At 44.3% G+C, this 25,648-nt stretch carries 25 protein-coding genes; 7 read left to right on the top strand and 18 right to left on the bottom strand.

The annotated features are described in order from the left end of the window. The 3 genes from AC1DCV_RS11090 to AC1DCV_RS11080 all read right to left on the bottom strand — a co-directional run bounded on the left by AC1DCV_RS11090 (nucleotide 1) and on the right by AC1DCV_RS11080 (nucleotide 1,670). Complete coding sequence (locus tag AC1DCV_RS11090) at nucleotides 1-432, bottom strand: hypothetical protein (protein WP_477023244.1); 432 nt, start codon at nucleotides 430-432, stop codon at nucleotides 1-3. Between the two features lie 122 nt (nucleotides 433-554). Then, nucleotides 555-1,118 (bottom strand): Crp/Fnr family transcriptional regulator, encoded by a 564-nt coding sequence (locus AC1DCV_RS11085; protein ID WP_477023243.1) that lies wholly within the window; start codon nucleotides 1,116-1,118, stop codon nucleotides 555-557. Between the two features lie 138 nt (nucleotides 1,119-1,256). Beyond that, nucleotides 1,257-1,670, bottom strand: a complete 414-nt coding sequence (locus AC1DCV_RS11080; protein WP_477023242.1) for a BrxA/BrxB family bacilliredoxin — start codon at nucleotides 1,668-1,670, stop codon at nucleotides 1,257-1,259. 196 nt (nucleotides 1,671-1,866) lie between these two features. Between AC1DCV_RS11080 and AC1DCV_RS11075 the strand changes: the two genes are divergently transcribed. Then, nucleotides 1,867-2,640, top strand: a complete 774-nt coding sequence (locus tag AC1DCV_RS11075) for a helix-turn-helix domain-containing protein (protein WP_477023241.1) — start codon at nucleotides 1,867-1,869, stop codon at nucleotides 2,638-2,640. A gap of 41 nt (nucleotides 2,641-2,681) precedes the next feature. On the opposite strand, the gene AC1DCV_RS11070 is transcribed toward AC1DCV_RS11075, so the two are convergent. Together AC1DCV_RS11070 and AC1DCV_RS11065 are read right to left on the bottom strand one after the other, a co-directional pair. Continuing rightward, the gene (locus tag AC1DCV_RS11070) at nucleotides 2,682-3,143 is read right to left on the bottom strand and encodes a YybH family protein (RefSeq protein ID WP_477023240.1); all 462 of its coding nucleotides are present in this window, start codon (nucleotides 3,141-3,143) and stop codon (nucleotides 2,682-2,684) included. Between the two features lie 87 nt (nucleotides 3,144-3,230). Next, nucleotides 3,231-3,887: a GIY-YIG nuclease family protein gene (locus tag AC1DCV_RS11065; protein ID WP_477023239.1), complete on the bottom strand. Its 657-nt coding sequence runs from the start codon at nucleotides 3,885-3,887 to the stop codon at nucleotides 3,231-3,233. 314 nt (nucleotides 3,888-4,201) lie between these two features. Between AC1DCV_RS11065 and AC1DCV_RS11060 the strand changes: the two genes are divergently transcribed. Then, nucleotides 4,202-4,669 (top strand): ester cyclase, encoded by a 468-nt coding sequence (locus AC1DCV_RS11060; protein ID WP_477023238.1) that lies wholly within the window; start codon nucleotides 4,202-4,204, stop codon nucleotides 4,667-4,669. An 87-nt stretch (nucleotides 4,670-4,756) separates the two neighbouring features. Here the strand turns inward: AC1DCV_RS11060 and AC1DCV_RS11055 are convergent, their stop codons facing one another. Further along, nucleotides 4,757-5,353, bottom strand: coding sequence for a thioredoxin fold domain-containing protein (locus tag AC1DCV_RS11055; RefSeq protein ID WP_477023237.1), 597 nt, complete (start codon nucleotides 5,351-5,353; stop codon nucleotides 4,757-4,759). Nucleotides 5,354-5,438: 85 nt separating this feature from the next. Here AC1DCV_RS11055 and AC1DCV_RS11050 point away from each other — a divergent pair, with 85 nt between their 5' ends. Then, a complete protein-coding gene (locus AC1DCV_RS11050; RefSeq protein WP_477023236.1) occupies nucleotides 5,439-6,317 on the top strand; it encodes a LysR family transcriptional regulator in 879 nt (292 codons plus the stop codon). 602 nt (nucleotides 6,318-6,919) lie between these two features. On the opposite strand, the gene AC1DCV_RS11045 is transcribed toward AC1DCV_RS11050, so the two are convergent. From AC1DCV_RS11045 to AC1DCV_RS11025, 5 genes are all read right to left on the bottom strand, one after another. Further along, a complete protein-coding gene (locus tag AC1DCV_RS11045) occupies nucleotides 6,920-7,579 on the bottom strand; it encodes a hypothetical protein (protein WP_477023235.1) in 660 nt (219 codons plus the stop codon). A gap of 101 nt (nucleotides 7,580-7,680) precedes the next feature. Next, nucleotides 7,681-8,646, bottom strand: coding sequence for a phosphatidylinositol-specific phospholipase C (locus AC1DCV_RS11040; protein ID WP_477023234.1), 966 nt, complete (start codon nucleotides 8,644-8,646; stop codon nucleotides 7,681-7,683). A 181-nt stretch (nucleotides 8,647-8,827) separates the two neighbouring features. Beyond that, the gene (locus AC1DCV_RS11035; protein ID WP_477023233.1) at nucleotides 8,828-9,667 is read right to left on the bottom strand and encodes a sigma-70 family RNA polymerase sigma factor; all 840 of its coding nucleotides are present in this window, start codon (nucleotides 9,665-9,667) and stop codon (nucleotides 8,828-8,830) included. A gap of 15 nt (nucleotides 9,668-9,682) precedes the next feature. Continuing rightward, a complete protein-coding gene (locus AC1DCV_RS11030) occupies nucleotides 9,683-9,904 on the bottom strand; it encodes a hypothetical protein (protein WP_477023232.1) in 222 nt (73 codons plus the stop codon). 8 nt (nucleotides 9,905-9,912) lie between these two features. Further along, entirely contained in the window at nucleotides 9,913-10,371 is a 459-nt protein-coding gene (locus tag AC1DCV_RS11025) for a carboxymuconolactone decarboxylase family protein (RefSeq protein WP_477023231.1), read from the bottom strand. 261 nt (nucleotides 10,372-10,632) lie between these two features. Between AC1DCV_RS11025 and AC1DCV_RS11020 the strand changes: the two genes are divergently transcribed. Together AC1DCV_RS11020 and AC1DCV_RS11015 are read left to right on the top strand one after the other, a co-directional pair. Further along, nucleotides 10,633-12,462, top strand: a complete 1,830-nt coding sequence (locus tag AC1DCV_RS11020) for a glycoside hydrolase family 9 protein (protein ID WP_477023230.1) — start codon at nucleotides 10,633-10,635, stop codon at nucleotides 12,460-12,462. A 95-nt stretch (nucleotides 12,463-12,557) separates the two neighbouring features. After that, nucleotides 12,558-13,430, top strand: a complete 873-nt coding sequence (locus AC1DCV_RS11015) for an alpha/beta hydrolase (protein WP_477023229.1) — start codon at nucleotides 12,558-12,560, stop codon at nucleotides 13,428-13,430. Between the two features lie 7 nt (nucleotides 13,431-13,437). On the opposite strand, the gene AC1DCV_RS11010 is transcribed toward AC1DCV_RS11015, so the two are convergent. The 3 genes from AC1DCV_RS11010 to AC1DCV_RS11000 all read right to left on the bottom strand — a co-directional run bounded on the left by AC1DCV_RS11010 (nucleotide 13,438) and on the right by AC1DCV_RS11000 (nucleotide 16,055). Next, complete coding sequence (locus AC1DCV_RS11010; RefSeq protein ID WP_477023228.1) at nucleotides 13,438-14,541, bottom strand: acyltransferase family protein; 1,104 nt, start codon at nucleotides 14,539-14,541, stop codon at nucleotides 13,438-13,440. Nucleotides 14,542-14,641: 100 nt separating this feature from the next. Further along, nucleotides 14,642-15,181, bottom strand: a complete 540-nt coding sequence (locus AC1DCV_RS11005) for a GNAT family N-acetyltransferase (protein WP_477023227.1) — start codon at nucleotides 15,179-15,181, stop codon at nucleotides 14,642-14,644. A 58-nt stretch (nucleotides 15,182-15,239) separates the two neighbouring features. Continuing rightward, complete coding sequence (locus AC1DCV_RS11000; RefSeq protein WP_477023226.1) at nucleotides 15,240-16,055, bottom strand: DUF6597 domain-containing transcriptional factor; 816 nt, start codon at nucleotides 16,053-16,055, stop codon at nucleotides 15,240-15,242. 82 nt (nucleotides 16,056-16,137) lie between these two features. Between AC1DCV_RS11000 and AC1DCV_RS10995 the strand changes: the two genes are divergently transcribed. Next, entirely contained in the window at nucleotides 16,138-17,052 is a 915-nt protein-coding gene (locus AC1DCV_RS10995; protein ID WP_477023225.1) for an SAM hydrolase/SAM-dependent halogenase family protein, read from the top strand. Nucleotides 17,053-17,062: 10 nt separating this feature from the next. Further along, a complete protein-coding gene (locus tag AC1DCV_RS10990) occupies nucleotides 17,063-19,579 on the top strand; it encodes a TonB-dependent receptor plug domain-containing protein (RefSeq protein WP_477023224.1) in 2,517 nt (838 codons plus the stop codon). Here the strand turns inward: AC1DCV_RS10990 and AC1DCV_RS10985 are convergent. From AC1DCV_RS10985 to AC1DCV_RS10970, 4 genes are all read right to left on the bottom strand, one after another. After that, complete coding sequence (locus AC1DCV_RS10985) at nucleotides 19,576-20,214, bottom strand: hypothetical protein (RefSeq protein WP_477023223.1); 639 nt, start codon at nucleotides 20,212-20,214, stop codon at nucleotides 19,576-19,578. The two genes, AC1DCV_RS10990 and AC1DCV_RS10985, sit on opposite strands and share 4 nt — an antisense overlap. Nucleotides 20,215-20,464: 250 nt before the next feature. Continuing rightward, nucleotides 20,465-22,270 carry a glycoside hydrolase family 35 protein gene (locus AC1DCV_RS10980; RefSeq protein ID WP_477023222.1) on the bottom strand — a complete coding sequence of 602 codons (1,806 nt, stop codon included), beginning with the start codon at nucleotides 22,268-22,270 and terminating at the stop codon, nucleotides 20,465-20,467. Continuing rightward, a complete protein-coding gene (locus AC1DCV_RS10975) occupies nucleotides 22,270-23,784 on the bottom strand; it encodes a glycoside hydrolase family 30 protein (protein ID WP_477023221.1) in 1,515 nt (504 codons plus the stop codon). Before AC1DCV_RS10975 ends, AC1DCV_RS10980 begins: the two co-directional genes overlap by 1 nt. A gap of 181 nt (nucleotides 23,785-23,965) precedes the next feature. After that, nucleotides 23,966-25,639, bottom strand: coding sequence for a RagB/SusD family nutrient uptake outer membrane protein (locus tag AC1DCV_RS10970; protein WP_477023220.1), 1,674 nt, complete (start codon nucleotides 25,637-25,639; stop codon nucleotides 23,966-23,968). Nucleotides 25,640-25,648: the final 9 nt, after the last annotated feature.

The following is a 25,648-nucleotide window of genomic DNA, read 5'->3' as shown; positions in this document are numbered from 1 at the left end:
TTATATGAGCACATGACTTTTGAGGAACCAGAAATATTTTTCATGTTCGATTTCAAAAACCTCATGGCCTTTTAACTCATATGCTTTGAGTAAGTGATCCATGGCTTTATCCGGGATGTTAGTTTCGTAAAATATCTGCCCCAACCTTAAATGTATAAAAGCATTTTTATGTCCATCCGGAGCATGTAGTGCTTTGGAAAAGTTTTCACTGGCTACTTTATATGCTTTCATTAAAAAGTAGATATCTCCGATACTGGCATACAGCCATAGCGATACTGCCCAATCTGTTTTAGGAAATGGTACCAGGTCAAGCGCCATTTTGAACTTCTTTAACGCGCCTTCATAATCATTCGCATCCGTAAGCAGATCTCCTGCTGTGGATAAAGCAGTAATTTTCTCATAAAGAGTATCGTCCATTCTAACGTCCTCCATAAATCATATTTGATTTGGTAATGAATTTTGTCCAGCGTCATTTATCGCTGCCGCCTGTTTTTGCAAGACAAAAATCCGGATATTATGGGCGCTGGTTTTTAGCAAAAGCTAAAAAATGGCATTTAGATGTGGCTTCTTATACGACTGAGTGTAATTTGTGACATGCCAAGAAAGGAGGCTATTTGCCCCAGGGAGGCTCTCTGAAGGACGTAAGGCTGGTTTGTTATTAACTTCTGGTATCTTTCCAAAGCGCTGTCAAATTGCAGAGAGAGCGTTCTTTCTTCCAATTCAACAAAATATTTTTCCAACAGGATTCTGCCGAGCCGGTTTAGGTTGGGGTAAGTCTTGTAGAGCGTCTGTAATTCTGCATCACTAATTCTAAGTAAGGACGCATCTTCTAAGATCTCAATGCTTTCATTGCTTTTTCTTTTGGTGATTAAAGAATACATAGAGGTAATGATATCACCTTCCCTGGCGAACAAAGTAGTCGCATGTTTTCCATCCCTGGTGTAAAAGGCTCTGGCGAATCCTTTTTCAATGAAATAAATATATTCGCAACTATGTCCCTGTTTAAGGAGAATCGTATTTTTTTTGCATGAAAGCGAGATCAGTTTACTATTTATGGCTTGAGCCTCTTCGTCAGTTAGGTCGGCGAGCTCTTTAAGCCAGGCCTGTACTTCTTGCATAGCGGGTGCTTATTTTCCGAAGATAATACTAAAGACGGAAGAAAACTGCTGTTCTAATTAATCAGAAAAGGTCCGCCATAGGCAGACCTTTTCTGATAGGTTGTTTTTTATTGTCGTCTGTAAGGTAGAATACCGGAATTAACAGAACTCGTCAAATACGGATTTTAAATCATCAGCAAGCGAAATTGCATCACGGCCTTCAATCCTGTGTTTAGGAATGAAATAAACCAATTCCTTGTCTTTAAAAAGGGCAATGGAAGGCGAAGATGGCGGGATGTCTGCTATATGATTTCTAAATCTGGCAGTAGCTTCGAGATCCTGTCCGGCAAATACACTGGCCACCCTGTCTGGCTTCTTGTCATGTTCCAGCGCCCGTCTGATTCCTGGCCGGGCTGAGCCAGCGGCACATCCGCAAACGCTGTTAATGACAATCATGGTAACGCCGTCTTTGTCCATTATTTTATCCACGGACTCAGGAGTAGTTAACTCCTCTACACCAACCTGGGTTAATTCTTCTCTGAAGGGTTTTACTAATAAAGGGGAATAAGGCATGACATATTATTTTGAGGTGAATAAATACGACTGAAAACTTCCCATTTAACAACATGCCAAAGAAAAGGTTCGAAATTTTGTTAGCAAATTGGCCGGTCTTTTCCATGATTTTATATCCTCTTGTAACAGGCTACATTTTTTTTCCGTTGTAGTACATTTTTCTTACATTCATCTAACCAACGATCACATCGCCCCTATGCAATTTTCTCCTTCCCATATATTGAAACCCTACGTGCAAGGCTACTGGGTGTTTTCCACGGAAAGGGATATGACCGATCAAACATTTTTCCCCAGTGGCTACATTGACTTTGCCGTCAATATTTCAGGTGGCAGCGCCAGTACCATTATTAACGGTCGCCCTATTGATATGCCCAAAGTAGAGGTGCTGGGGCAACTGACCGTGCCTACCCGGCTTTCGGTTACCAAAGGTACGGAGGTGCTCATCGCAAGGATTCATCCCCATGCCAACGCACTCTTTTTCCCTAACCCCATTGCGGAGTTTACCAATGATTCGGTAGACCTGGAAGGCCTTCTCGGAAAGGAATGCGGCGAATTCTATGACAGGTTAATTCATGCCGCGACCCTGGAACAAAAAGTAAGGGAGCTGGATCTTTTCCTGATTCAACGATTACATAAAAGCAGGAAGTTGAACAATAAGATTACGATTCTTGAGCGGATATGCAGTCATATCAGCACAGAAGGGGAGTTATTCGATATTAAATACTTATCTGATAAATACGGCTTTTCCGAACGATATATCCAGAAGCTGTTTCTCGATAATGTGGGTCTTACCCCGAGGGCATTTTTCCAGATTCAGCGGTTCAATAAAAGTCTGCAACTGATTCAGTCCGGGGATATACCGCTTACAACCATTGCGTACGACTGTGGCTATTTCGACCAGGCGCATTTTATAAAGGAGTTCAAAAGATTTACAGGGCTAACACCTTCAGCAATTCGTTCCGCTGGGTGATGGAGCCCTGCAAAAAAATGCCCGTTTGACAGGCGATCATACTATTTAGACTGACTGCTGTTAAACATGTCTCTGAACATCTTCCAGCCGTCTTTGGTCTTTTTCCAGATCACGATATATTTGCCCTCACCCAGCATTTTTCCATTGGCGTCAAATACCTGTGTGAGACCTTCTTCTGTTACATATTCTTCTCCATCGCCATAAACATCAAGGGTAATAATTTTTCCGTCTCTGGAGCCGGCGGCATAAACACCATCAAAGAATTTTGAAAGTCCTTCCCGTCCGCAGAAAGCAGGTGCACCGGGCATTAATAAACAGGCATCTTCTGTATACAGGCTCAGAATAGATCCATCATTTTTGGCAAATAAGCTGAAGTGAACAGCATTGGCTTTTGCAATGGCTTTTTTTGCATCATCCAGACTGGTATGCTGCTGTGACTGTGCCATACCGTTAAAAGAGCATATGGCCATGATAAACAGGAGCACGGGGAGGGCTGATTTCATAAGTTAGTTTGTTTCTTACAAAGATCACAACTACCAGACACCTGGAATTGTAAGAAAACGAACAAAATAGTAAAGGTTGAAAATGAGTCAGTATAGCTGGTTATGCAATATCCTTTTGATCATTTGTATGGTAGAACGACTCACCTGCCCTTTGTATTTTTGGAGAATGCTGGTCTCACTGGCGTTGCTACTTAGTTCGCTGGCCACCCGCAGCCATTTGCCCAGGAATTCCGAATTGGGGGTACGGTAGCGCATCAGTCTCCGAACGGTTTCAATAATAACTTTGCTAACGGTGCCTTCGTGTAGCTCAAAAACTTCGTTGTTATTAAGTCCCAGCTTGATATCATCTACAATCCGGGAGTAATCCTGCAGGTATTTTTCATTGGCTTCCATCACCTGCAACATGGGGTTGTTGCTAAAAGTGATATCATTATACTTACGTGGCTGTTTTTGTAACCCTTGAAGGGCATAGTTTCTGGCCACATTATCGCAGATGATCAGGTCGTCTTTACTTAATTCAAACCATTCTCCTTTTACACGTTTATGCTGAAACAGGATATGCAGACTTTCTTCCAGGTCGGTCATATTCAATGCCGCATATTGCCGGATAACACGGAACATAACGGGCAAGTGTGTATGATAAGCCGCTAACCGCTTATGCAGGTCCTGCGTCTTGCCAATCTTATACAGGTTCTTCCCTGTATTCAGAATGTACACACATTTACCGACTTGTACTTGCTCCATGAGGTGGTTTTCGCGCTTGTTAAATGAGAATTAAGATATCAATTTACGACTATGATTATTATATACAAAATTGAAGAATGATGGTAAATGATAATTTGAGTCGGGACAGATCTTAATTAGTGGCTGTATGACAGTGTTGGCATCATCTGCAATGGTACGATGACCGGCTATTTTACGCAACCCAGAACTTGCTGAAATCAGGAATGTCTGCTTTATTTTAAAACCGCAAGAACCGGGTTACTATCCGTTATAGCCGCCCGTAATTTTGAATCTGTTAGTGAATTAAAACAATTGAAAAACTAAACATTCAAATTATGGGAACGCTCGAAAAAACAAAAGAAGAAATCAACAAAGCGATTGTAGGACGCTGGTTTACCAGTTTCTGGGGTGATACCTGTGACCTGTCGATCGTAGACGAACTGGCAGCGCCAGATATGCTGTTGCAGTATTCATTGCACGAACCCAGGAAAGGACATGAAGATATCAAAGCTTTCATGACTGATTTCCGCGCCGCTTTCCCGGATCTTAATTTCTGGGGCGCCGCAGACCTTATTGCTGAAGGCGATTATGTAGTGGGTCGTTGGGAAGGCGGAGGTACGCATACAGGGCCGGCTTTCAGTGATTTTTTAGCAGGGTCTTTACCCGCGGCTACCGGGAAAAAGATGCACTTTACCGGAACCACCGTGCTTAAAATTGAGAATGGTAAAATTGTAGCCGAAATAGGGCTGGATGATGGCGTTACTGCCTTGAAGCAATTAGGGCTGCTTAAAACAGTTAAATAACACAAAAGCAGGTGTCTCCCAGGCAATGGAGACACCTGCTCTTGTAATTGGATTTAGGTTGTCCTCTGCCGGATCTTAAATATTTTTCTATATTTCTGCCGGTAAAATATCGGCCTTCTCTGCCCAGGTAGAACCAGGATAAGTGGCTATCAGCTTGTTCCAGTAAGGCACTATATCCCTGAAATCTTTCCGGTTGGCAAAGAATGATGCCACGCCGGCCCAGTACATGGCTTCCTGATCCAGCACAGGGTACTCCGCTGCGATGGTGAGATGACTCAATAACTCCAATGCTTCTGCATGTTTTCCTTTGCGCATTAACATGGCTCCATGGCCGATAGATAGTTCAATGATAAACTGTTTGGGCGAGTGATATCCTGCTACGTTACGCACTACTGCACCATCCGGTGAGTATATGTATAGTGCCGGTGTCCATTGCAGCGCATTAGGCAGATAGGTTTTGGAAAATTCCCTGCTTATTTTGCTGGCATGATATTTCACCAGCACATAATGCTGATCCAGGTATTCCTGTACGGATGCATCTTCATAGGTGATCGCATCCATCCGTTCACAACCTTTACAGTTGGTGTTCCAGAAATCTATCAACACTGGTTTTTGTGTGGCCCGTGCCAGTTCAAAAGCACTGTGTACATCTGCTTCGGTAAATTTTTTTATGGTTGTTTCCATGGTATATTTTTTTATTTGTCAAAGGTAGGGGACCATAATTCATGAGTGAAATGAATAGTTTTCGTATTTTTAATTAAAAATATTCATGATTATAAGCAACGATCTGCTCCTGGTGCAACGTATTGTGGAACATGGATCTCTCACCAAAGCTGCCGACAGCCTGTTTCTTACGCAATCAGCATTAAGTCACCAGCTAAAAGACCTGGAGAACAGAACGGGGTTGCCCGTTTTTGAACGGGTAAATAAGAAGCTCCTGCTCACACATGCGGGAAGGCGCATCATGGAAAGTGCCGGCGCGATCCTGCCGCAACTGTCGCGCTTAAATGAGGATATACATGCATTTAAAAAAGGCAAGGTATCCAGCCTGCGTATCAGCACAGAATGCTATACCTGTTATCATTGGTTGCCGGAAATTATTACCCGCTTAAAATCCCGGATAGAACAGGTGGAAATATCGATCGTAGTGGGGGCTACACAAAGACCGCTGGAATACCTGCTGAACGGAGAACTGGATCTGGCGATTGTTTCAGAGAAACCGGATCATCCGGCTATCTATACCACCAATTTATTTTCAGATAACCTGGTGGTGGTGTTACCACGCAATCATCCCTATACGCGTACAAAAACAGCGCTCACCGCTGCTGATTTTGCTACGGAAGACCTGCTGATATATGATGGTTATGGCACGCATAACCATTTTTCGAAAGAGTTTTTCCGGGAAACGAAACCGAAAACCACTACGCGTATTCAACTGACAGAAGCCATCGTTGAAATGATCAATGCGGGTATGGGGATTGGCATTTTCGCTACCTGGGTAATTGCTCCTTACCTGAAAAGTAAGGATATCGTGACCCTGCCGTTGAAGTCGCCTCTCAAAAAGAGGGTGTGGAGAGCGGCCAGCCTGAATAAGAGCCATCCACTGATACCTTTGTTTGTATCTGCAGTGAAGGAGTATTTTCAATAAGTTGCCTAACTATTATTCAATTGGGAAAGCTTTTTATCTCTTGCTTTAAAAGTGCTTGCCGCCAATCACCTGATCAGTAGTGTATAATTCAGGCTTCGTGAACAGGGCAGGATTCGAACCTACAGTACTATACAATCATTGCCAGTGTGCTCGTCAGGTTAGCCACCTGTGTGGGTAGAAATGCAGGAAAATCGCCACACCACTGGATAATTGGATCTGCATTAACTATATAGTGCGGTCCCAGTCCGCTACCTGTTCATAATATTTGAGTTGGGATCCCGGTGAGCTGGCATGGATACCATCTGTTTCCGGTACACATAGCACCGGTATACACGCAGGTATATTTCAGATGAATGCTGCCAACCAGGTGTAGGAGCAGTAAAGGGTTTTCACTAACTCCACTATTGATATCGGGGTGTATATTATTGCATCGGTTATTTAAAGTTATTTTGAGTCAAAGGATATGTTATTTTATTTTCAGCGGCCTTCTCATTTAACAAATCTTTTATAAAAAGGTTCGAAATATATGTTGTCAATATTGAAAAAAATACCCTCCTAAAGGGAGCGAATTTTTATAATTAGGATACCTTATAAGTATTTATTTAATTGTAAAATGATAAGAGCTTGCCAATTTCAGCGCCAGGCTGAATGTCCTTTCCTATTCGGGTGATGAGCTTCCTGGCTTGTGTCAGCGGATGATCCGGAAACAACGGATCATATGTTTCCTGCTCTGATTTATTCATCAGCGTTCCCTCTTTGAAATGAGGATCATATGGATCATCCGACCATTCGGAAAGTAGTTGTTCAAGGGGAGCAGATGAAGCACCTGATAGTAGCTTGTTGGTAATGAAAGCCTCTCTCATGCCGGTTGCTCCTGTTTCCGCTGCCTGCACTTTAAGCACGTAACTACAGGTTTTAAATGGCAATGTTAAGGAGGCTAAATAAGTGATCCCGGATATTTCCTGCGGAATCTTAAACAATGTTTTAATGATAGTAAGGTTATTTAGCTGAGATGTATCCACTTCAATCAGTCCGCCATTTATGCGGGATATATTGTTTCTATAAAAGTTTCTCAGTACGTCAATGTCTTTGGTAGCTGGAATATCCGGCGGTACATCAAAGAAATTCACAGATACAGCAATGGTATTTTCCGGATTCACCCATTGAATAATAGTATCGTCATTTTTAACTTTAGGCCAGTCAGGATGGGTAATGCCAATCGAATGGATATTTGCTTTTTGCTTGCGGAAGAATGAAAACATAGGTTAGGAGGTATTGTTAATAGTCTGATCAACTGAATAAAAAAATGATGGTCATCAACAGATGACCATCATTTTTTAAAAATAGCCAATTATTTTCTACCCTAGAAATTCGTATTAATAATCAACGTATTCCTGTCTGCCGCGGCGAAATCCATTGGAAGAATTCCATACCTGCCATGGGTATTAGTGGTGAAGTAAGTATTGATCCGTGGATTAATATTATTGGAAACAGTGGTAATACTTGGAATACCAAAGATCAGCGATTTATAACCACTGGTGAAGTTGATGTACAATACTGACTGGCTGCCATTCTTGGCTTCAGTTAATAAATTAGTGATGCCGGTCCATTTAGCATTATTATCAGGAACTACATATTGATCCTGTACACGTAAACTGGAGTTGGCGTTGTTGATAGAGAAGGTGGTATTATCGGACCAGTTAGTCGCTTCAATACCTTTAGGCGTACTGGAAGCGCCGAATCTTCTCAGCAGTACAATTTTACCTCTTACCTGGCCAAGGTTAGGCACCGCATCACCTAAGTACCATTTTGATGGTTGAAGTGCGGTGTAGCTGTCAAATGTTTGTTCAAATGAGCGGGTGTTGTTGGTAGGATCATATTCCTCTTTCACGCACATCACAATGGTTTCTGTAGGATTAGTGGCGAGGAAGTCATAACAGGCGGTTAATACATCTGTGAAGTTCAGGTTCTGATAAATAGAACCGTGGTGGATAGCAAAAGCATCTCCAATGTGACGGCATCTGATGTCGAGGAAACGTGTACCTGCATCCAGCTGTTCACGGATGCTGAGATTCTGACATTTGGCAGTACCGCCAATGGGCTCATTTCGGGCGCCGCTATCATGCGTACCTGGAATAGACAAATTGCTGATATTGGTATTGTCGGCAATAGATCCCATCCATGCGGTGAGCGATACGGTGAGTGTGTTGGCAGTGAGGCTGTTTTTTCCTGTTTCAATGCCGGTGTTGGCAGTTGGGTTTACCAGGTCTTTTTTACAACCAAAAAGGGAGAACGCGGCCAGGGCCAGAAAAAGGGTTTTCTGCTTCATAGTGGAAAATGTTTATACTTAAAAATACACCGGAAAATCGTTTTTGCATCGCAGTGAAAATTAAATATCGGTTAATAGTGAAGGGAGATATTAACCGCAAAAGGACATCAATGTTGACGACCGGGAGAAACATGATCACGTTGCGGGTGGAGACAGTTTTGCTGCTCCACCCATCACTGTTTTATTTTACCGGAAAAGATTTCAGCTTGTCCGGGTCTACCACATTGCTGACCTGGAATATCTTCCCATCTTCCGCTGAAACACTCAATATCTGACAGGCCACGAGTGCGGTGTCATTGTAATACAGCAGCGCAGGCTGGTGATTGATTTCGGCCGTTTCTACCCTGAAGCCCGAGTCATATTTCTCATAAATATAGAGTAACAGTTCTGCCACTTCCTGCAAGCCAATAGAAATCTTTTTCACTACGCTCATCTTGTTACCGCCATCTGCAAAGAAGGTAACATCGCGGGAGAGCAGGTTTTCCAGGGCATGTGTATCCCTGCTCCTGATAGCATGAATAAAATTGTTCAGCATATCAGATGGAACTACTTTCCGGTTGGTAGCGGGCTGCCGCGATTCGTTTAGTCTTGTACGTGCCCTGCTCAGCAGCTTCCGGGATCCTTCTGTGGTGATAGCCAGTACTTCCGCAATATCTTCGTGAGAATAGCCAAAACTCTCTTTCAGAATAAATACGGCCCGCTCTTTTGGATTGAGTTGCTCCAGTAACACCAGCATAGAATAGGACGCAATATCATGCAGGTTGATATTAGTATCTGCTCCCTCTGTAGCTACCGGCTCGGGCAACCACACATCTCCCAGCTTTACCTGCTTTTTCTTTTGCTTGATATTGAGGGCCTGGTTAATCACACTTTTAATCAGGTAGTTCTTCTCATTTTCTATGCCCTCCCTGGAAGCCGCCAGGTAATTGTATAATACATCCTGAATGGCATCCTTAGCATCTTCAACAGCCCCTAAGATATTATAGGCGTATGGAAATAATATAGTCTGATAATCTTTCACCACAGATGATTTAGGTTATTTGAACCAGCCTGATAAAAGGCGGGTGTACAAGGGCACAATAATATAGAATACTGTTGGAACTATAATGATTGTCAATATAAATGTTCTTAATACAAGCGGCAGCAATAGCAGCAGGTCGCCAAATAAATAGAATGTAAGGGTGATCAGTGGAAAAATGGCCAGCCAGATAATGAAGGCCATTTTATGTTGATTGTTTTTGTTGGAAGGTGTCATCATGTATATGTTTAAAACTGTCCTACTTTATAATTACCGGGTGTAGTGCGAAATGCTTTGTTAATCCTGTTCCAGGCATTGATCTGAGCAATAGCGACTGTCAGATCAGCTATTTCTGCCTTGGTAAATAGGCCGGATAAAGTGGTATACAACTCGTCACTTACTTCTTCCCGGCTGGTATTCGTCAGCACTTCAGCGAGGGCCAGCGCGGCTCTTTCTTTATCGCTGTAGTACGGGCATTCTCTCCAGGCCACCAATGAATGCAGACGCAGCTCTGTTTCTCCCATGTGGATGGATTCTTTGTGATGTGCATCCAGGCAATAGGCGCAACCATTGATCTGGGATATTCTGTATTTCATCAGCTCCAGCAATTTCAGGTCGGCTCCTGATTTTTTGAAGTAAAATTCTGTCTTCATTAATCCGTCAAAAAGCCCTTTGGTCGTATCCTGGTAAGAAATTCTCTGTTCCATTTTGTGTCGTTTTTATTTTTTAATTGGTGTGTTACAGTAATAAGACAGAACATGGAAGCAAAACGTGACACGATGGCCTTCTTTTTTTGAAAAAATGTGACGTGTTATCTTTAATTAATTGATAATTAATTGTTTAGAGGTGATTATTTTTGGCCCGCAATCGCCTTTTCATCCATGTAATATTTACGGATCTTAATATCCGATTGATTATTTTAGGGAGATATTACTATCACAAACCTTATCTCCTTACAATTATCCATCATGAAATTTTTCATACGCATTGTATCCTTCCTGTTGCTATTGCTACCAGGAGTAATAGTCGCCCAGCCCATTAAAGTACTCATCAATCATATCGGTTATGAATACAATCAGCCTAAGCAAGCTATTGTGATTGCCGAAACAAAAGCAACCATTAATAGTTTTGAACTGCTGGAAACGACAACAGGGAAAAAAGTATACGAAGGAAAAGTCACATACAGCGGTCCGGTGAGTCAATGGAAACACTGGCTGTTCTGGACCATCGATTTCAGCGCATTTAAAACGACCGGGAACTACCTGGTACGCATCAACGTAGCCGGTAAGCCGGTATCTTCCTATCCTTTCTCTATTAATAAAAATGTACTGGAACAGGCTACCATCTCAGATGTTATCTATTATTTCAAAGGACAAAGAAGCTCCGGGCTGTTGGATCAGGCTGATCATCACCTGCTGCTATCCGGTAAAACAACAGACACCATAGACGCCCACGGAGGCTGGTATGATGCGACCGGTGACTACGGTAAACATCTTTCTCACCTGTCTTTTTCCACCTATTTTAACCCACAGCAGATTTCCCTTACTGTGTGGAGTTTGCTGAAGACAGAAGCTTTATTAAAACAAAAGCCAGGTACCGATTACCGGCAATATCTCCGGAGGATACTCGATGAAGCGATGTATGGCGCTGATTACCTGGTGCGGCTGAAAGCACCCAATGGTTCCTTTTACCGTTCTGTACACGCTCCAGGGGCGGGCAAGCAGGCAAAAGACCGCGTGATCCGTGAAGAAGATAAAGGCTATCGCATTAAACAATCAAAAGACCAGGCTTTCAGCAGCACCGTGGAAAACAGTAACTGGCGTAGCTACCAGTCCAGTTACCGCTCAGGAGCAGGCCTCTCTATTGCGGCACTGGCCATTGCTTCCACTTATGATACCTCCGGGGAATACACTAACGCTGCTTATCTGAAAACAGCAGAAGATGCTTTTGCTTTCCTTGAAAAGGAAAACAGCAAAATGACTAACGATGGCAAAGAGAATATTGTAGATGATTATTGTGCATTGAGTGCTGCAACGGAATTGTACAAGGCCACAAAGAAACCCGGATACCTGGCCGCTGCCGGCAAAAGGTCGCAGCAGCTGATGGACCGGCTGATCACCAGTGGTAAATATGCCAATTATTTCCGGGCAGATGATAAAGACAGACCTTTCTTTCACCCATCAGATGCCGGTTTACCCGTGATCAGCTTATTGAACTTTTATCCGTTGGCGCCGGCCAATGTGCAACCCCGGTTAAAGGAAACGATCCGCAGGTATATGCAGTATGAACTGGCACTAACGGCGGAAGTAAATAATCCGTTTGGCTACAGCCGGCAGTACACAGAAGATACGGCCGGGATCAGGAAAACAACGTTCTTCTTCCCGCATGGTAGTGAAGCATCTCCCTGGTGGCAGGGTGAAAATGCAAGACTGGGCTCTATTGCTGCTGCCGCCAGAATGGCTGCGCATTTCTTTGAAGCAGATAAACCCCTGCACGACAGCCTGGAAACGCTGGCACTCAACCAGCTCAACTGGATCCTGGGACTCAATCCCTATGATGCCTGTATGTTACAGGGCAGTGGTCACAATAATCCTGCTTACGGCTTCTTTGGCACATTTGAATATACCAATGCACCGGGTGGAATTGTAAATGGTATCACCTCCGGACTGGAGAATGAAGCAGATATTGATTTCAATCTTTCTTACGCCAGTACCGGGAAAGACTACGACTGGCGCTGGGCTGAACAGTGGCTGCCACATGCTGCCTGGTACCTGCTGGCGGTGGCAGAAAAATGGTGAAGCAATTGTTAATCATTTTACTTTCTGAATTCTAAAACATACTTGGGGGCTAAAATTTTTTCTTTTGACAGATAATTCAACATAATTATCTGCGCATGAAAAAGCTTTTGGCCCTTCTTGTTTTTCCGCTGGCATTATTTATTACCCGTTTAAAAGCCCAGGAAATATTACCGCTTTACAAAGATTCTATTCCCAACAGTATCGGCAAAACAGCTCCCGCAGATGCCCCCACTATTTCTATCTATAAACCGGAAAAGCCCAATGGTACCGCCGTGATTATCTTTCCTGGCGGCGCCTACGCTTTCCTCGCCTTCGATGAAGAAGGTATTAAAATAGCAGAAGCATTTAAAACCAAAGGTGTGACGGCCTTCGTGGTGAAATACAGACTGCCTTCAGATGCCACCATGCGCGACAAAAGCATGGGCCCCTTACAGGATGCCCAACAGGCCATTAAACTGGTAAGGATGAATGCCGATAAGTGGGGGCTGGATAAGAGTAAGATAGGTATTGCCGGCTATTCCGCCGGTGGGCACTTAGCGTCCACGTTGGGTACCCATAGCGCCAGAAGCTATATTCCCAATAAAGAAAATACTGACCTGCGCCCGGATTTTATGATCCTGGTATATCCTGTTATCAGCATGAACAAAGACCTTGCTCATGCAGGTTCAAAAATCAACCTGATCGGAGAGTCTCCTACGGCAGAAAAGATTGCGTTCTTTTCCAATGAGGAATGGGTCAACAATAATACACCACCGGCTTATATTACGCATGCCAATGATGATATGGTGGTAAGCGTGAATAACAGTGTAGCCTTCTATCAGGCCATGCTGAAAGGGGGGATTCCTGCAGAGCTACACCTGTTTCCCACAGGCAACCACGGATTTACCCAACGGTTACCCGTATACGAATGGTTGGATCCTATGATCTGGTGGATGAAAAGAGGGGGCTGGTTACCCAATACCCCCTGATATTGAGTCATGGCATAGCAGCGCGAACGGGAGGTTGTTGTACAGGTGGCTTGGAATGCAGCAGTTTTATCAACGGGCGCTCTACCTTCAGGTAGAAAAAAATGCCCGCTCCCACTGCCAGCACCATATGTACCAATATGGAAAGATCCGGATTCCAGAAGAAACCAGTTTGTATATACACCTGCGTCAATACGTAAAAGAGTGTATAGTGCGTTAAATAAATAGAATAAGACGCATCTCCTACCAGGAGACCAAAGCGGTTATTCCATAGTCTGGCAAATACTCCTTTCTTTTCCAGGAAAATACTGCCGGCCAAAATAAATGCACTGGGCAATCCCCACAGTAATACCCGTTTCAAACTACCAGTACCACTGGTCACACTACCCAGCTCGGAGATGTTCCCAAAGCCATAAATGATATTATAAACATATCCTGCCAGGCCCAGTATCAGCAGTAGCGCGGCCACCCCGGTAGCCACTCTGGCATGCCGGTACAGCCAGTAAATAATTACACCAAAGAGAAACTCCAGCATAATTGGATTGGTATAGAATATCAGCCTGAAATCAGTAGGATGTAAAAGCCGGCCTATAACTACCAGGGCAGGAATAACAAGTAACAGCAATAATGCCTTATTTTTTACACGGCATAAAATCAGCAGGAAAAACAACACATAGAACCACCACTCATAGCTGAGTGACCAACCCACTATCAAAATAGGCGCCAGCCACTTCTGCGAGTTCAACACCGGTAACATCAACGCCGTATCTTTTAAGCCATTTAATACTGCTATCACAGGGAAGAATTTGTCAAACAAACAAAACATTACCATGAACAGCAAACTGGCCACATAATAAATAGGATTGATTCTTAAAAAACGCTTCTTCAGAAAATCAACACCTTCCCTMGCTCCAAAATAGCTGTTTGCCACGTAACTGATGATAAAACCCGATATCCCAAAGAACAGGTCCACACCTATGGCGCCAAAGTTTTCCAGGAAATAAAATTTTTGCTGATGAGATACGGAAAAGGCTTCCTGAGTATCAATAGCATGTACGTGTACAACGAGAATGACTGCTATCGCGCGTAAGAACTGTATGCTGTTAATCTTCATAAATGGGATACTGATTTTGAGGGTAAAGGGTTGGCTCCTTATTAGTGTACAGCAAGTTAATGCAGCCTGCTGTAACTACACCTCAGTCAGTATCGCCCGCTCAGTAACGTTGTGCCCACTCTTCCCGGCTGATCTTAAACCAGTTATGAAGCACCTGGTCGAGATGAAAAGTTTCCTGCATTTTAAATCCGGTTTTTTCTAGCACCCGGTTGGAGCCGATATTCTCTACATCTGCACAGGCATAAATAGCATCCGGTTTCAATTGATTAAATCCATAGTTCAGTGAAGCGATGGTGCATTCAGTGGCATAGCCCCTGCCCCAGTATTTTTTTATAAACCGATAACCCAGATCGTAGTAATCTACATGGTTGTTAAATGGTGTGGTGATCAGCTTCAATCCAGCCCAACCCACAAAACTGTTGGTATCTTTTTCAATGACTGCCCATCTTCCAATACCATTCTCTTTGTATTGCTGCCGGATAAAATTGATTTTTTCACGGGCTTCTTCCATGGTGGTAATGAGCTGGTTGGCCAGGTACCGCTGCACTTCCGGATCTGAGTCCAGCTCAAACATACCAGGGGCATCGGCCGGAATCAATTCTCTCAGAATCAATCGGGCGGTAGATACAAATATCTCCATACAGTCCTTTTCTTTATTTACGGCCCAATTTAAAGGAACCCGCCGATAAGACAAACACCTATTTGGCCATCAACAGAAAATTAGCCGTTACTTCAGAAGACTTTTTTTGATACTGATAAGGGGAGAAGCCTGCAAACTCTTTGAAGGCACGTATATAGTGGGATTGGTCGGCATAATCGTTTTCGAAAGCGATATCAGATAGCTTACTGTAATTGTTGCTCCTCAACTGCGCTAATGAATTTTGAAAACGGCATATCCGGGAAAATAATTTGGGAGAGATGCCTACGCCCTGTTTGAACCGGCGCTCAAAACTTCTTTCCGTTAACTGCAATTGCTCCTGCAGGTCTTTTAACGAAATGCTGCCGTTGGATTGTATAATACGGGATAACGCAAACTGCGTGATATCATCTGCTGCTCCCTCGTTTTTGTTGATCTGGTTAAACAAAAATGCCGCGATTACGTCAATTTTTCCCGCCATGGAAGTGGTATCAGATAATTTCTCAGCGAGATAAAAATCTTTGGAAGCTTCCAGCAGATCCAGATCTAAACAGGTATTGGTCAGTTCATCTGCATTTAATCCGAAAATGGATTTCAATGCATTGGGATAACAACAAACGCCTATGGAACAAAAAACACCTGTTAAATGTAATTCTGTATACCTGGTCGTTTGACCGTACAGCAATAGATCCGGCAATTGTTTATCGTCCAGGAAAAAAGTACTGTTAGGTGATTGCTGAAAAATTAATCCGGGACAGCCATCCGCTACAGGCCCGAATATATGAGGTAAATGTTCGGTACCACTACTCTCCAGTGTCCAGAAATAACGGACATGGTTTTTAAGATAAGATGGCGGTGGTAGTTCCTGGTACTTCATTATAAAGGTAATCTTACCTTCAAGGTAAGAATTTTTACTGATTTCCTAATAATCTACTAAATTTGTAGACTAATTAACACTCATGAGAAAAGACTTACACCGTTTTATCAGCAGTCTGGTACTCGTTTTGGTGACCAGCTATGGATTTGCTCAAAACAAGATTGTGGTTTTCCAATCCGACTTCGGCCTGAAAGATGGCGCCGTTTCCGCCATGAAGGGCGTGGCTTCCGGCGTTTCATTCGACCTGAAACTATATGACCTTACACATGAAATACCCGCCTATAATATCTGGGAAGCAGCTTATCGACTGGAACAAACGGTGCCCTATTGGCCGGCAGGAACCGTGTTTGTTTCTGTGGTAGATCCCGGGGTAGGTACCAGCCGGAAATCAGTGGTCCTGAAAACAAATAGTGGTCATTTTATCGTGACACCAGATAATGGCACCTTAACGCTCGTAGCCAAATCACTGGGCATTGAAGAAATACGGCAAATTGACGAAGCCGTGAACCGCCGTAAAGATTCGCAGAAATCATACACTTTCCATGGCAGGGATGTATATGCCTATACAGCCGCAAGACTGGCAGCCGGCACCATCAGCTACGAACAGGTAGGTCCTGTATTGCCCAAAGAGGTGGTAAACATTCCTTACCAGACAGCCGTACTGGAAGGTGGAAAACTGAAAGGAAACATTTCCATCCTGGATGTACAGTATGGTAACATCTGGACGAATATCACCGCGGATTTAATAAGCCAGTTGCAACTGAAATACGGCGATGTGCTGCATGTAACTTTCTTCCACAAGGGCAAAAAAGTATACGAAACCAACGCCCCGTACAGCCAAACCTTTGGCGCAGTAGCAGAAGGCCAGCCATTGAGCTACCTCAATAGCTTAATGCAATTGTCGTTTGCCCTTAATATGGGCGATTTTGCAGCTACGCATCATATTGGAAGTGGAAGTGAATGGAGTGTAGAAGTAACCGTTTCACGCAAACAATAACCAACGTCTGATGATAAAATTTTTATTCCCTGCCTCTTTTCTTGTACTGGTCAGCGGTATTGCACAAGCCCAAAAGGTAACAGATACTATTCCTGCTCCTGCGGTGCGCACGCTGAATGAAGTTGTGACGGTGGGTACCCGCAGCAGTGGTCGTACCCGCCTGAATACGGTGGCGCCGGTAGATGTGTTTCACATCTCTAAATTACAGATCCTGGCCCCGCAAAATGACCTGAATCAATTGTTGCAATATATCTCTCCTTCCTTCAACTCCAACAGACAATCCTCCTCCGATGGAAGTGAGCATATTGATCCGGCCAGTATCCGGGGTCTGGGGCCAGATCAGTTGCTGGTACTGATTAACGGAAAACGCCGTCATACTACCTCGTTGGTCAATAACCAGGGAACAGTAGGTAATGGCTCGGTAGGCACCGATCTGAACGCCATCCCCGCTTCAGCGATCGACCGGGTAGAAGTGCTGCGTGATGGCGCCTCCGCCCAATACGGCTCAGATGCTATTGCCGGTGTGATCAACATTATACTGAAGCAAAATACGCATCAGCTGTTTGCTGCCGTAACGGGTGGCGTTACCTCCCGCGGCGATGGTGGCCTGGGACAGCTAAGCCTTAACTACGGTACCGGCCTGGGCAAACAGGGCGGCTACCTCAACATCAGCGGCGAAGCCTACCAGAGAGGCAAAACTACCCGGGCACAAAACAATAACCTGATCATCTTCGATCAGTCTGCCCTGGATAACTTTTTCTCCTACGATTTTACCAGCGATCCTGCTGCCTCCCGGAAGTATGATGATGATATGCTGAAACAGAAAGGATTGAAAAGAGATGATTTCAATTTCCAGATCGGCGATGCCCAAATAAAAAACGGGGGTGTTTTCTATAATTTATCGTTGCCTTTTAACAACGGGAAAAGCGAATTCTATTCTTTTGGGGGCTACAGCTACCGGCAGGGACAAGGTTTCGGTTTCCGGCGCCTCCCAAGCGATCCCACGGTGAATGTATACCCCATTTTCCCGGACGGTTTTCAACCCTCTACTGATTCGCGTATCCACGACCGTTCTATTGCAATAGGACTGAAACATAAGCTGGGAGACTGGCAGGCAGACCTGAGCAATACCCTCGGCGATAACCGCTTCGATTACCGGGTAGATCATACCGTGAATGCTTCCCTGCAGGCTGCTTCTCCTACAGCGTTTAAAGCCGGCGGACATGAGTTCCTGCAAAACACGACTAACCTGGATTTCAGCCGCCGATTTACGCAGGTGGCAGCAGGCCTCAACCTGGCCTTTGGCGCCGAATTCAGGGTAGACGATTACCGCATCCGGGAAGGAGAAGAAGCTTCCTGGAAAAATTATGCACTGGTAACCAAACCCGATGGTACGGTCACCAATCCTTCCGGCCTGGCCGGTGGATCGCAATCTTTTACCGGTTTTTCTCCACAGAATGCGATTCATAAAAACAGGAATAATACGGGTATTTATATAGACGGAGAACTGGATGTAACCTCCAAATGGTTAATCAGCGCTGCAGCGCGTCTGGAACATTACAGTGATTTTGGAACAGCACTCAGTGGTAAAATGGCTACCCGTTACAAAATATCTGACGTGTTTAACGTAAGAGGCGCCGTGAGTAATGGTTTCCGCGCACCTTCTTTACACCAGCAGTATTTCAGTGCGCTGAGCACAGATATCTTACCGGATAACACACTCGGACAATCCGGATTTTTTACCAATCAGAGCAATGTTGCAAAGGCATTGGGTATTCCTACATTAAAACAGGAAACGTCTGTTAACTACAGTCTTGGCTTTACTGCACAGGCAGCCCGTAACTTCAGCATTTCAGTGGATGGTTACCTGACCAACATTAAAAACAGAATTGTACTCACCGGCAGCTTTGGATTTGATGCCAGTGGAGAGCCGGTACCAGCAATACAAAATATTATTAATCCGCTGGGCGCCACGTCTGCCCGCTTTTTCAGCAATGGCATAGATACCCGCACGGTAGGGATAGATGTGGTAGCAGATTACAATATCCGTACAGGGCCACATAGCTTTAATGCTTCTCTGGGCTTCAACTACAACAAAAATAAGATTACCGGAGATCTGCATATTCCGGCAGGATTAAAAGGACAGGAGCAGATTTTCTTTTCTCCTAACGACAGTATCCTGATTACAGAAGGTACACCCAGGGTAAAAGCAAATTTATCACTTACCTATGGTTATAAGAAATTCAGTGTATTGTTACGTAATGTATACTTCGGAGAAGTGTCACGTAATAGTTTTCCATTTGGAGAAGTACAGGTACATAAGGGAAAGGTAGTCACTGACCTGTCGCTCAGCTATGCCCTGAAACCAGTGGTGATTACTATCGGTGCCAATAATATCCTGGATGTTTTCCCGGATAAACAGGTATACGGTAATAGTTATTTTGGCGTATTTAAATATGCGTCTGTGCAAATGGGATCACTGGGCTCTTTTTACTTTGCCAGGGTAGCCATTAATATCAATCATTAAAAAGCATACATCACCGCAACGCCATAAATATCGGGCTGTCTTTTGCTCACACTTTTCATGTAGGAGAACTTGATGTCAATACCTTCATGTGTGCGCTTAGACAGCTTGATACGCATGCCCAGGTTGCCTATAGGGCCATAGGAGTTTTGCATGGTGGAATCCGTGTAGTGGTTGCCGTTACGATCCACATGCTCCAGGTTTACCGGACCATAGTGATAACCAAAGCCACCACCCACAAAAAAGCCAAATTTGTTTTCATTGATCTTTGATGAAAGACCTGCAAAATTCAGGTTAATAATAACAGGGACATCTACCATCCATCGTCCTTTGGTTTTAGGACCACTATCATCATTATCGTCATAATAGTAATAGTCATCGCCAACGTAGTAACCCTCGGATCCTCCACCACTGCCGCCGGAACCACCCACACTCAATGGAATACCTACAGATACCGACATTTTTTTGGTTTCCATCAGGTTAAAACGGGGAGAGTAAGTGATAGCAGCACTCACAACATTTCTCATCCGTGAAGTATGATCAATGAAGGTGGATATACCTATTGCATGCATAAAACTTTGTGAAAAGGTGGTAATACCAGTGAGACAGGCAACGGCTAACAGCAGAAACTTTTTCATATCGGGTAATTACGGGATGATCGGCTACAAAATAAATGGTAAGGTAATGGTGTGAAAATTGCAAAAATCGCTCCAAGAGTTATTGGTGAAGAAAGAAGATTGAGAGAAAACAGGTAAGCTGGCGAAAAGGCAACGGCTAACAAAGCAAATTTTTTCATGGATAACGCGGAGGGCGGGTACCCTATAAAGATAAAAAAACAGCTATTGAAACGGAACCCCGCTCCAATAGCTGTCGCAAACTTTTCTTGTGTTACTGTATTACATCCAGTATCGGATGATCTAGCCCCTGCAAGGTATTTGCACCAGGTTTAATCATTTCCAGTACGGTTACCTTATTGCTGCCCGTTTTCAGCCATTCTGCCGGTACGTATAATGTTTGCTGCGGACCTACCTGCCAGTACCTGCCCAGGTGATGTCCGTTCACCCATACCACTCCTTTACCCCAATTTGTCATGTCCAGGTAGGTGTCACCTACACTGCTCAGTACAAAGCTACCTTCTTTTAATACTGGTGCATCAGCGGCAACAGTGCCCGCTTTTACAACAGGTTGTTTATCATACGGTAGTTTAAACTGTTGCCAGTTATGTATGGCCTGGCCATTGAGTAATACCTCGCCGTTAATCCCTTTTTTATTTTTCAGGAGATAAGGACCGAAATTGATGCGTCCCAGGTTCTCCACCAGTATTTCCAGTGTTACCTTTCCCGCCGGGAGTGTTACTACTGCACTGTCTTGTGCTAAGCGTCTGTCCAGTATTGCCGCTCTTTTGCCGTTAATAAATATCAGGCCATAGTCACGGAGATCTTTTATTTTCAGCAATGCCTGCTTACCACCGGTAACGGTAGTACGATATAATACATATCCATATGCCTGTTGCAGGTCCTCAAACGTTAACGGATCAACGCTTTTAACTGCTGCCGGTAACGTATTGAATAAAGCATTGCTACGACTAAAGGTAATGGAAGGTATAGTGATCACCGGTTTTTTAGCAGGCACCTCTGGTAATGTTTGTCCGGCCGGTAAATGCTTCGCAATCACTTCCCGGAATTTCATGAACTTCGGTGTAGCATTACCTGCTTCATCGAGCGGTGCATCATAATCGTAGCTGCTGATCTGTGGTTGGTAAGGACTTTGGTCGTTATAGTTGGCGCCATTCATATAGCCCCTGGTAGTGCCTCCATGAAACATATACATGTTGATGGAAATGCCCGCCGCTAATACGCGATCCAACCGGCTCAGGTAATTTTCGTAGGGCACAGTATGGTGTTTTTCTCCCCAGGAATCAAACCAGGCAGGGTACCATTCTGCAATGTAGAAAGGTCCTTTACCATTGTGATTATCTCTCACCAGTTGTTTTACTTTTGCCGGATCATCCACGCCATTTACTGCGGGGAGCAAGCCAGGCAAATGTCCGTTGGCAACATCGTTAGCCGGATCACAGGTGTACAGTAATCCGTCAAATCCTGCATCTACAAACATTTTACGGTTTATTTCCAGGTAGTCTTTATCATTGGAATAAGAACCATATTCATTTTCTATCTGCACCATCAGGATGTTACCACCATGATTTATTTGCAGGCCCGACAGATGTTTACCTACTGCTTTAATATAGTTATTATAAGCAGATAAGTACTGAGGTTCTTTACTCCTTACCACCAGTCCTTTTTTGTTCTGCAACCAGTAGGGATATCCACCAAACTCCCATTCAGCACAGGCATACGGACTGGGACGTAATATCACCCACATCCCTTCTTCCTGTGCAATTTTTACAAATGCAGCCACATCATTGTTACCGGAAAAATCATAATGTCCCTGCTCAGGTTCATGCATGTTCCAGAATACATAGGTACCGATGGTGTTCAGCCCCATTGCTTTTGCCATCCTGATCCGGTCGCGCCACGACTCACGTGGTACCCGCAGGTAGTGGATCTCCCCGGAAATCATCTGGAAAGGCTTTCCATCCAGCAGAAAGGCGGAGTCACCTAACTGAAAGGTATGCTGCGCCTTTAACTGGAAACAGCAGAACAACATTAAAATAGCTAAACTAATTTTTTTCATCACTTATTTATTTTTCCTGTCAATGTTACTACAGAACGGGCTGGCACAGAAAATGTGTTGCCGGAAACATAACCGGGTAGCAGGTTTTCCTGTGCATTGGTGGTATAACTGCGTATACTTTTGTTACGCAGCTCTTTGCATTGAATAGCAATGGTGCTGGCGGTGGTACCGCTGTTGATAACAATAATATTCACGCGGTTGTCCGTGTTTTTATAGGCAGATACCAAGATGTTTTTCGCGGCAGTACTATCGCTCAATTCTGCCACAATCCTTTTAGCACCGGGTCTTACAAAGCGACTGTAATTACCAAACACCCACAACATTTTAGTATCGTGAATTTGTCCATCTGTTTTATTTCTATCTACGTAAATGAGTCCGTCTTTATAATCATAGGGGGATACTGCCAGCCACCATTGCCATGCGGAGGCATTCGCTACGGTGAGATCTGTGTGGATGACCCGCGCCATATATAAAGCGGCATCCATGCCCAGGTCTGCTTTGTTGCCGTCCATTTCCCCGGCATTGTTACCCAGTATACAATATTCTGATTGCCAGAATGCTATTCCATTAAGTGCAGCCAGTACTCTTTTTCGTATAGCGGTAGCCGTATCTGCCGGCGAAGTAGTGAAGTAGCTATGCGCTGCTATCCCCTGGTAAATATTTTTATGATTACCCAGATAAGTAGCGCTATGCGGATCAAAAAATGCTTTTATCTGCATGCCTTTATCTGGTTTGTTTTCGCTGGAATATAAATAATTGAGCTGCCCCGCTTCTGTAAGCAGTATGCTGGTGGAAAGCTGATCTGCATTGAATTTTTTATCAATCGCTTTTGCAAGTCCATATATCTGCTCATTGTTATACGGACAACCTTCCTGTCCGCCATCGCTCCAGTCCCATTGCGGCTCGTTCACCGGGCTGATATAACCGAGCGTTACACCGGTATTTTTTTGTATACCGCGTATCACATCTTTCAGAAAATTACTAACTGCTTCATATTTATCAGGAGCAAGATTACATTGACCATGGTCTGCAAACGCTTTACCATTGCTGGTAAATGCTATCGGAGGACTGTTCAGGAACCCTAAGAACCGGGTAACGCCTCTTGCTTTAGCTGCCTGTAAAAACCATAATTGCCCCGCCTGTTTTTGCCAGTTGTAGCTATGATCCGCTCCCAGGAAGCACTCTGCTCTCCGCCATTCATCTTTGATACCACTGCTTTCGCCTTGCTCGGCGCTCCCTGCGCCAATATTAAACCGCCACATGGATAAGCCTATTCCGTTGGGTTGTCCGTTGCTGCTGGTGTCTGTGCTAAACAGCCAATCAGCTATCTGCACTCTTTTACTGTCGGGCCAGTTCCCTGTAAATTGACATGCCCAGGCATCGGAGGCCGCAAAGTTGTGAATGGTTTGCGCTGTGTGTTGTAGGTCTATATATACCTGTATGGGGGTACTGCTTTGCGATGCTGCTGCTTGTAACACACCGCACAGGAGCAGTGAGCAAATTACTTTTTTCATGTTCATTAATAAAGCGGTTTGGTTCACGCGAAGCCGCAAAGGAATATAACATCAAATGACGCAAGACCGTAAAATAATAAAATACAGGTGGATTTATTTCGAAACTTGTTGACCGGTATTTTATCTCCATAGCCTGCTGTTTATTCCTTTGCGGCTTTAATTAAACTATACTGCGGATAAATTAATAGCCAGGATTCTGCTCCAGCTTTTTGTTGGATGCCAGTATATCTGCTCGTGGAATAGGCAGCCAGTAATTTTTGTCGCTGAACAACCTGCCACCCAAAGCTACTTTCCTGGTGTACTTATATACACCAGGTGCAGTAACGCTGACGTCTATACCATAAGCGGGTACATTTTCTGTGGTGTTGGCAATCTTCCATCTGCGCACATCATAAAAACGGTGCTCTTCATATGCCAGCTCTACTTGTCTTTCCCGTTGTATAGCTGTCCGCATGTCCGTTTGAGATAGTCCTGGTGTCAGTACCGGCTGCATTACGCTGGCGCGTCGTCTGATCTTATTGATGGCATCGTACACGGACGCATCCGGACCTACTGCTTCGTTTTGTGCTTCTGCATAGTTCAGTAATACTTCTGCATAACGTAAATATATCCAGGGCTGTAATCCAGCTATATCCCAGGGATTATCAATAGGATTTTTATCATCCATGAATTTACGGAGATAGTAACCTGTTTTGGTAGCATTCCAGTTAGACGGACCATCTTTGCCGTCCTTGCCACCAGGGGAGAATGTTTGTACAGTAGAACCCCTGTAAGGCGCGCCGTTATAAAGGATAGTGGCATAGAAGCGGGCATCACGGTTATCATATGGCTTTTGCGGATCGTAGCCGGAGGTAGCATCTGTAATTGGTTTACCATTTTTCATTTCATAGGCATCTACCATATTCTGCAAGGGCGTATTACCTGCCCATCCGCCGTAACCATTGGCGCCATTGGATATTTCCAGGCATACGTGACGTGCGCCTACCGCATACTGACGTGCAAAAATGATTTCATTGTTATCCGATTTCAGGAACAACTGGCTGTAGTCGTCTGTCAGCGAGTATTTAGACATGTCCATTACTACTTTCGCGGCAGCAGCGGCGGCCTGCCAGGTACCTACTTTATACAGCGGGCTCGCGGCATATAACAACAGGCGTGCTTTCAATGCCAGTGCTGCACCCTGGGTGGCGCGGCCGGATTGCCAGGTACCGTCATTGTTTACCGGCAAATCTGCCGCGGCAGCCGTTAGTTCAGCAACTGCGTAATCCATAGACTCCTGCAGGGTAGCCCGTTTAAATAAAGCCGGATCCGTGAGATCACTGGTCAGATTGTACTCTTTATTACCCATCAGCACCACGCCACCATAGTTGCGGATCAGGTCATGATAACGGTAACCACGGATAAAGTGCAATTCTGCCAGCAGCCTTTTGCGTAGAGCGGCACTCATGCCTACACTATCAATGTTATTGATGGCGTAGTTGCATTCCCGGATGCTGCGATAGCTTCTTCCCCAGATGGTACCCGCTATACCCGTGTTTTCGGGCGCCAGCTGTCCCTGTTGTACCACCCAGGTATTATCATCATTGTTATAAATAGATTCGTCCGAAATAGAACTCCATAAAGCATATTCGAATCCTCTGCCAAATCCCGGATTAGTTCCTTCTCCCTCTTTTTCCTGCATGGTAATACTTAGGTACCGGTTGAGAATATAGTTTTCAAATAAGGAAGAATCAGACAGCACGGCGCTACTCAGCACACGATCTGTTGGTGTGATGTTCAGGTAATCCTTTTTGCAGGAAGTGAATAGTCCAGCGGCAACTAAAGCCAGATTGTATATTATATGAGACGTTTTCATTGCTTGATT

This window comes from Chitinophaga sp. 10T418, from assembly GCF_056394125.1.
The sequence above is the reverse complement of the archived record's forward strand: the minus strand, read 5'-3'. Positions and strand labels throughout refer to the sequence as shown.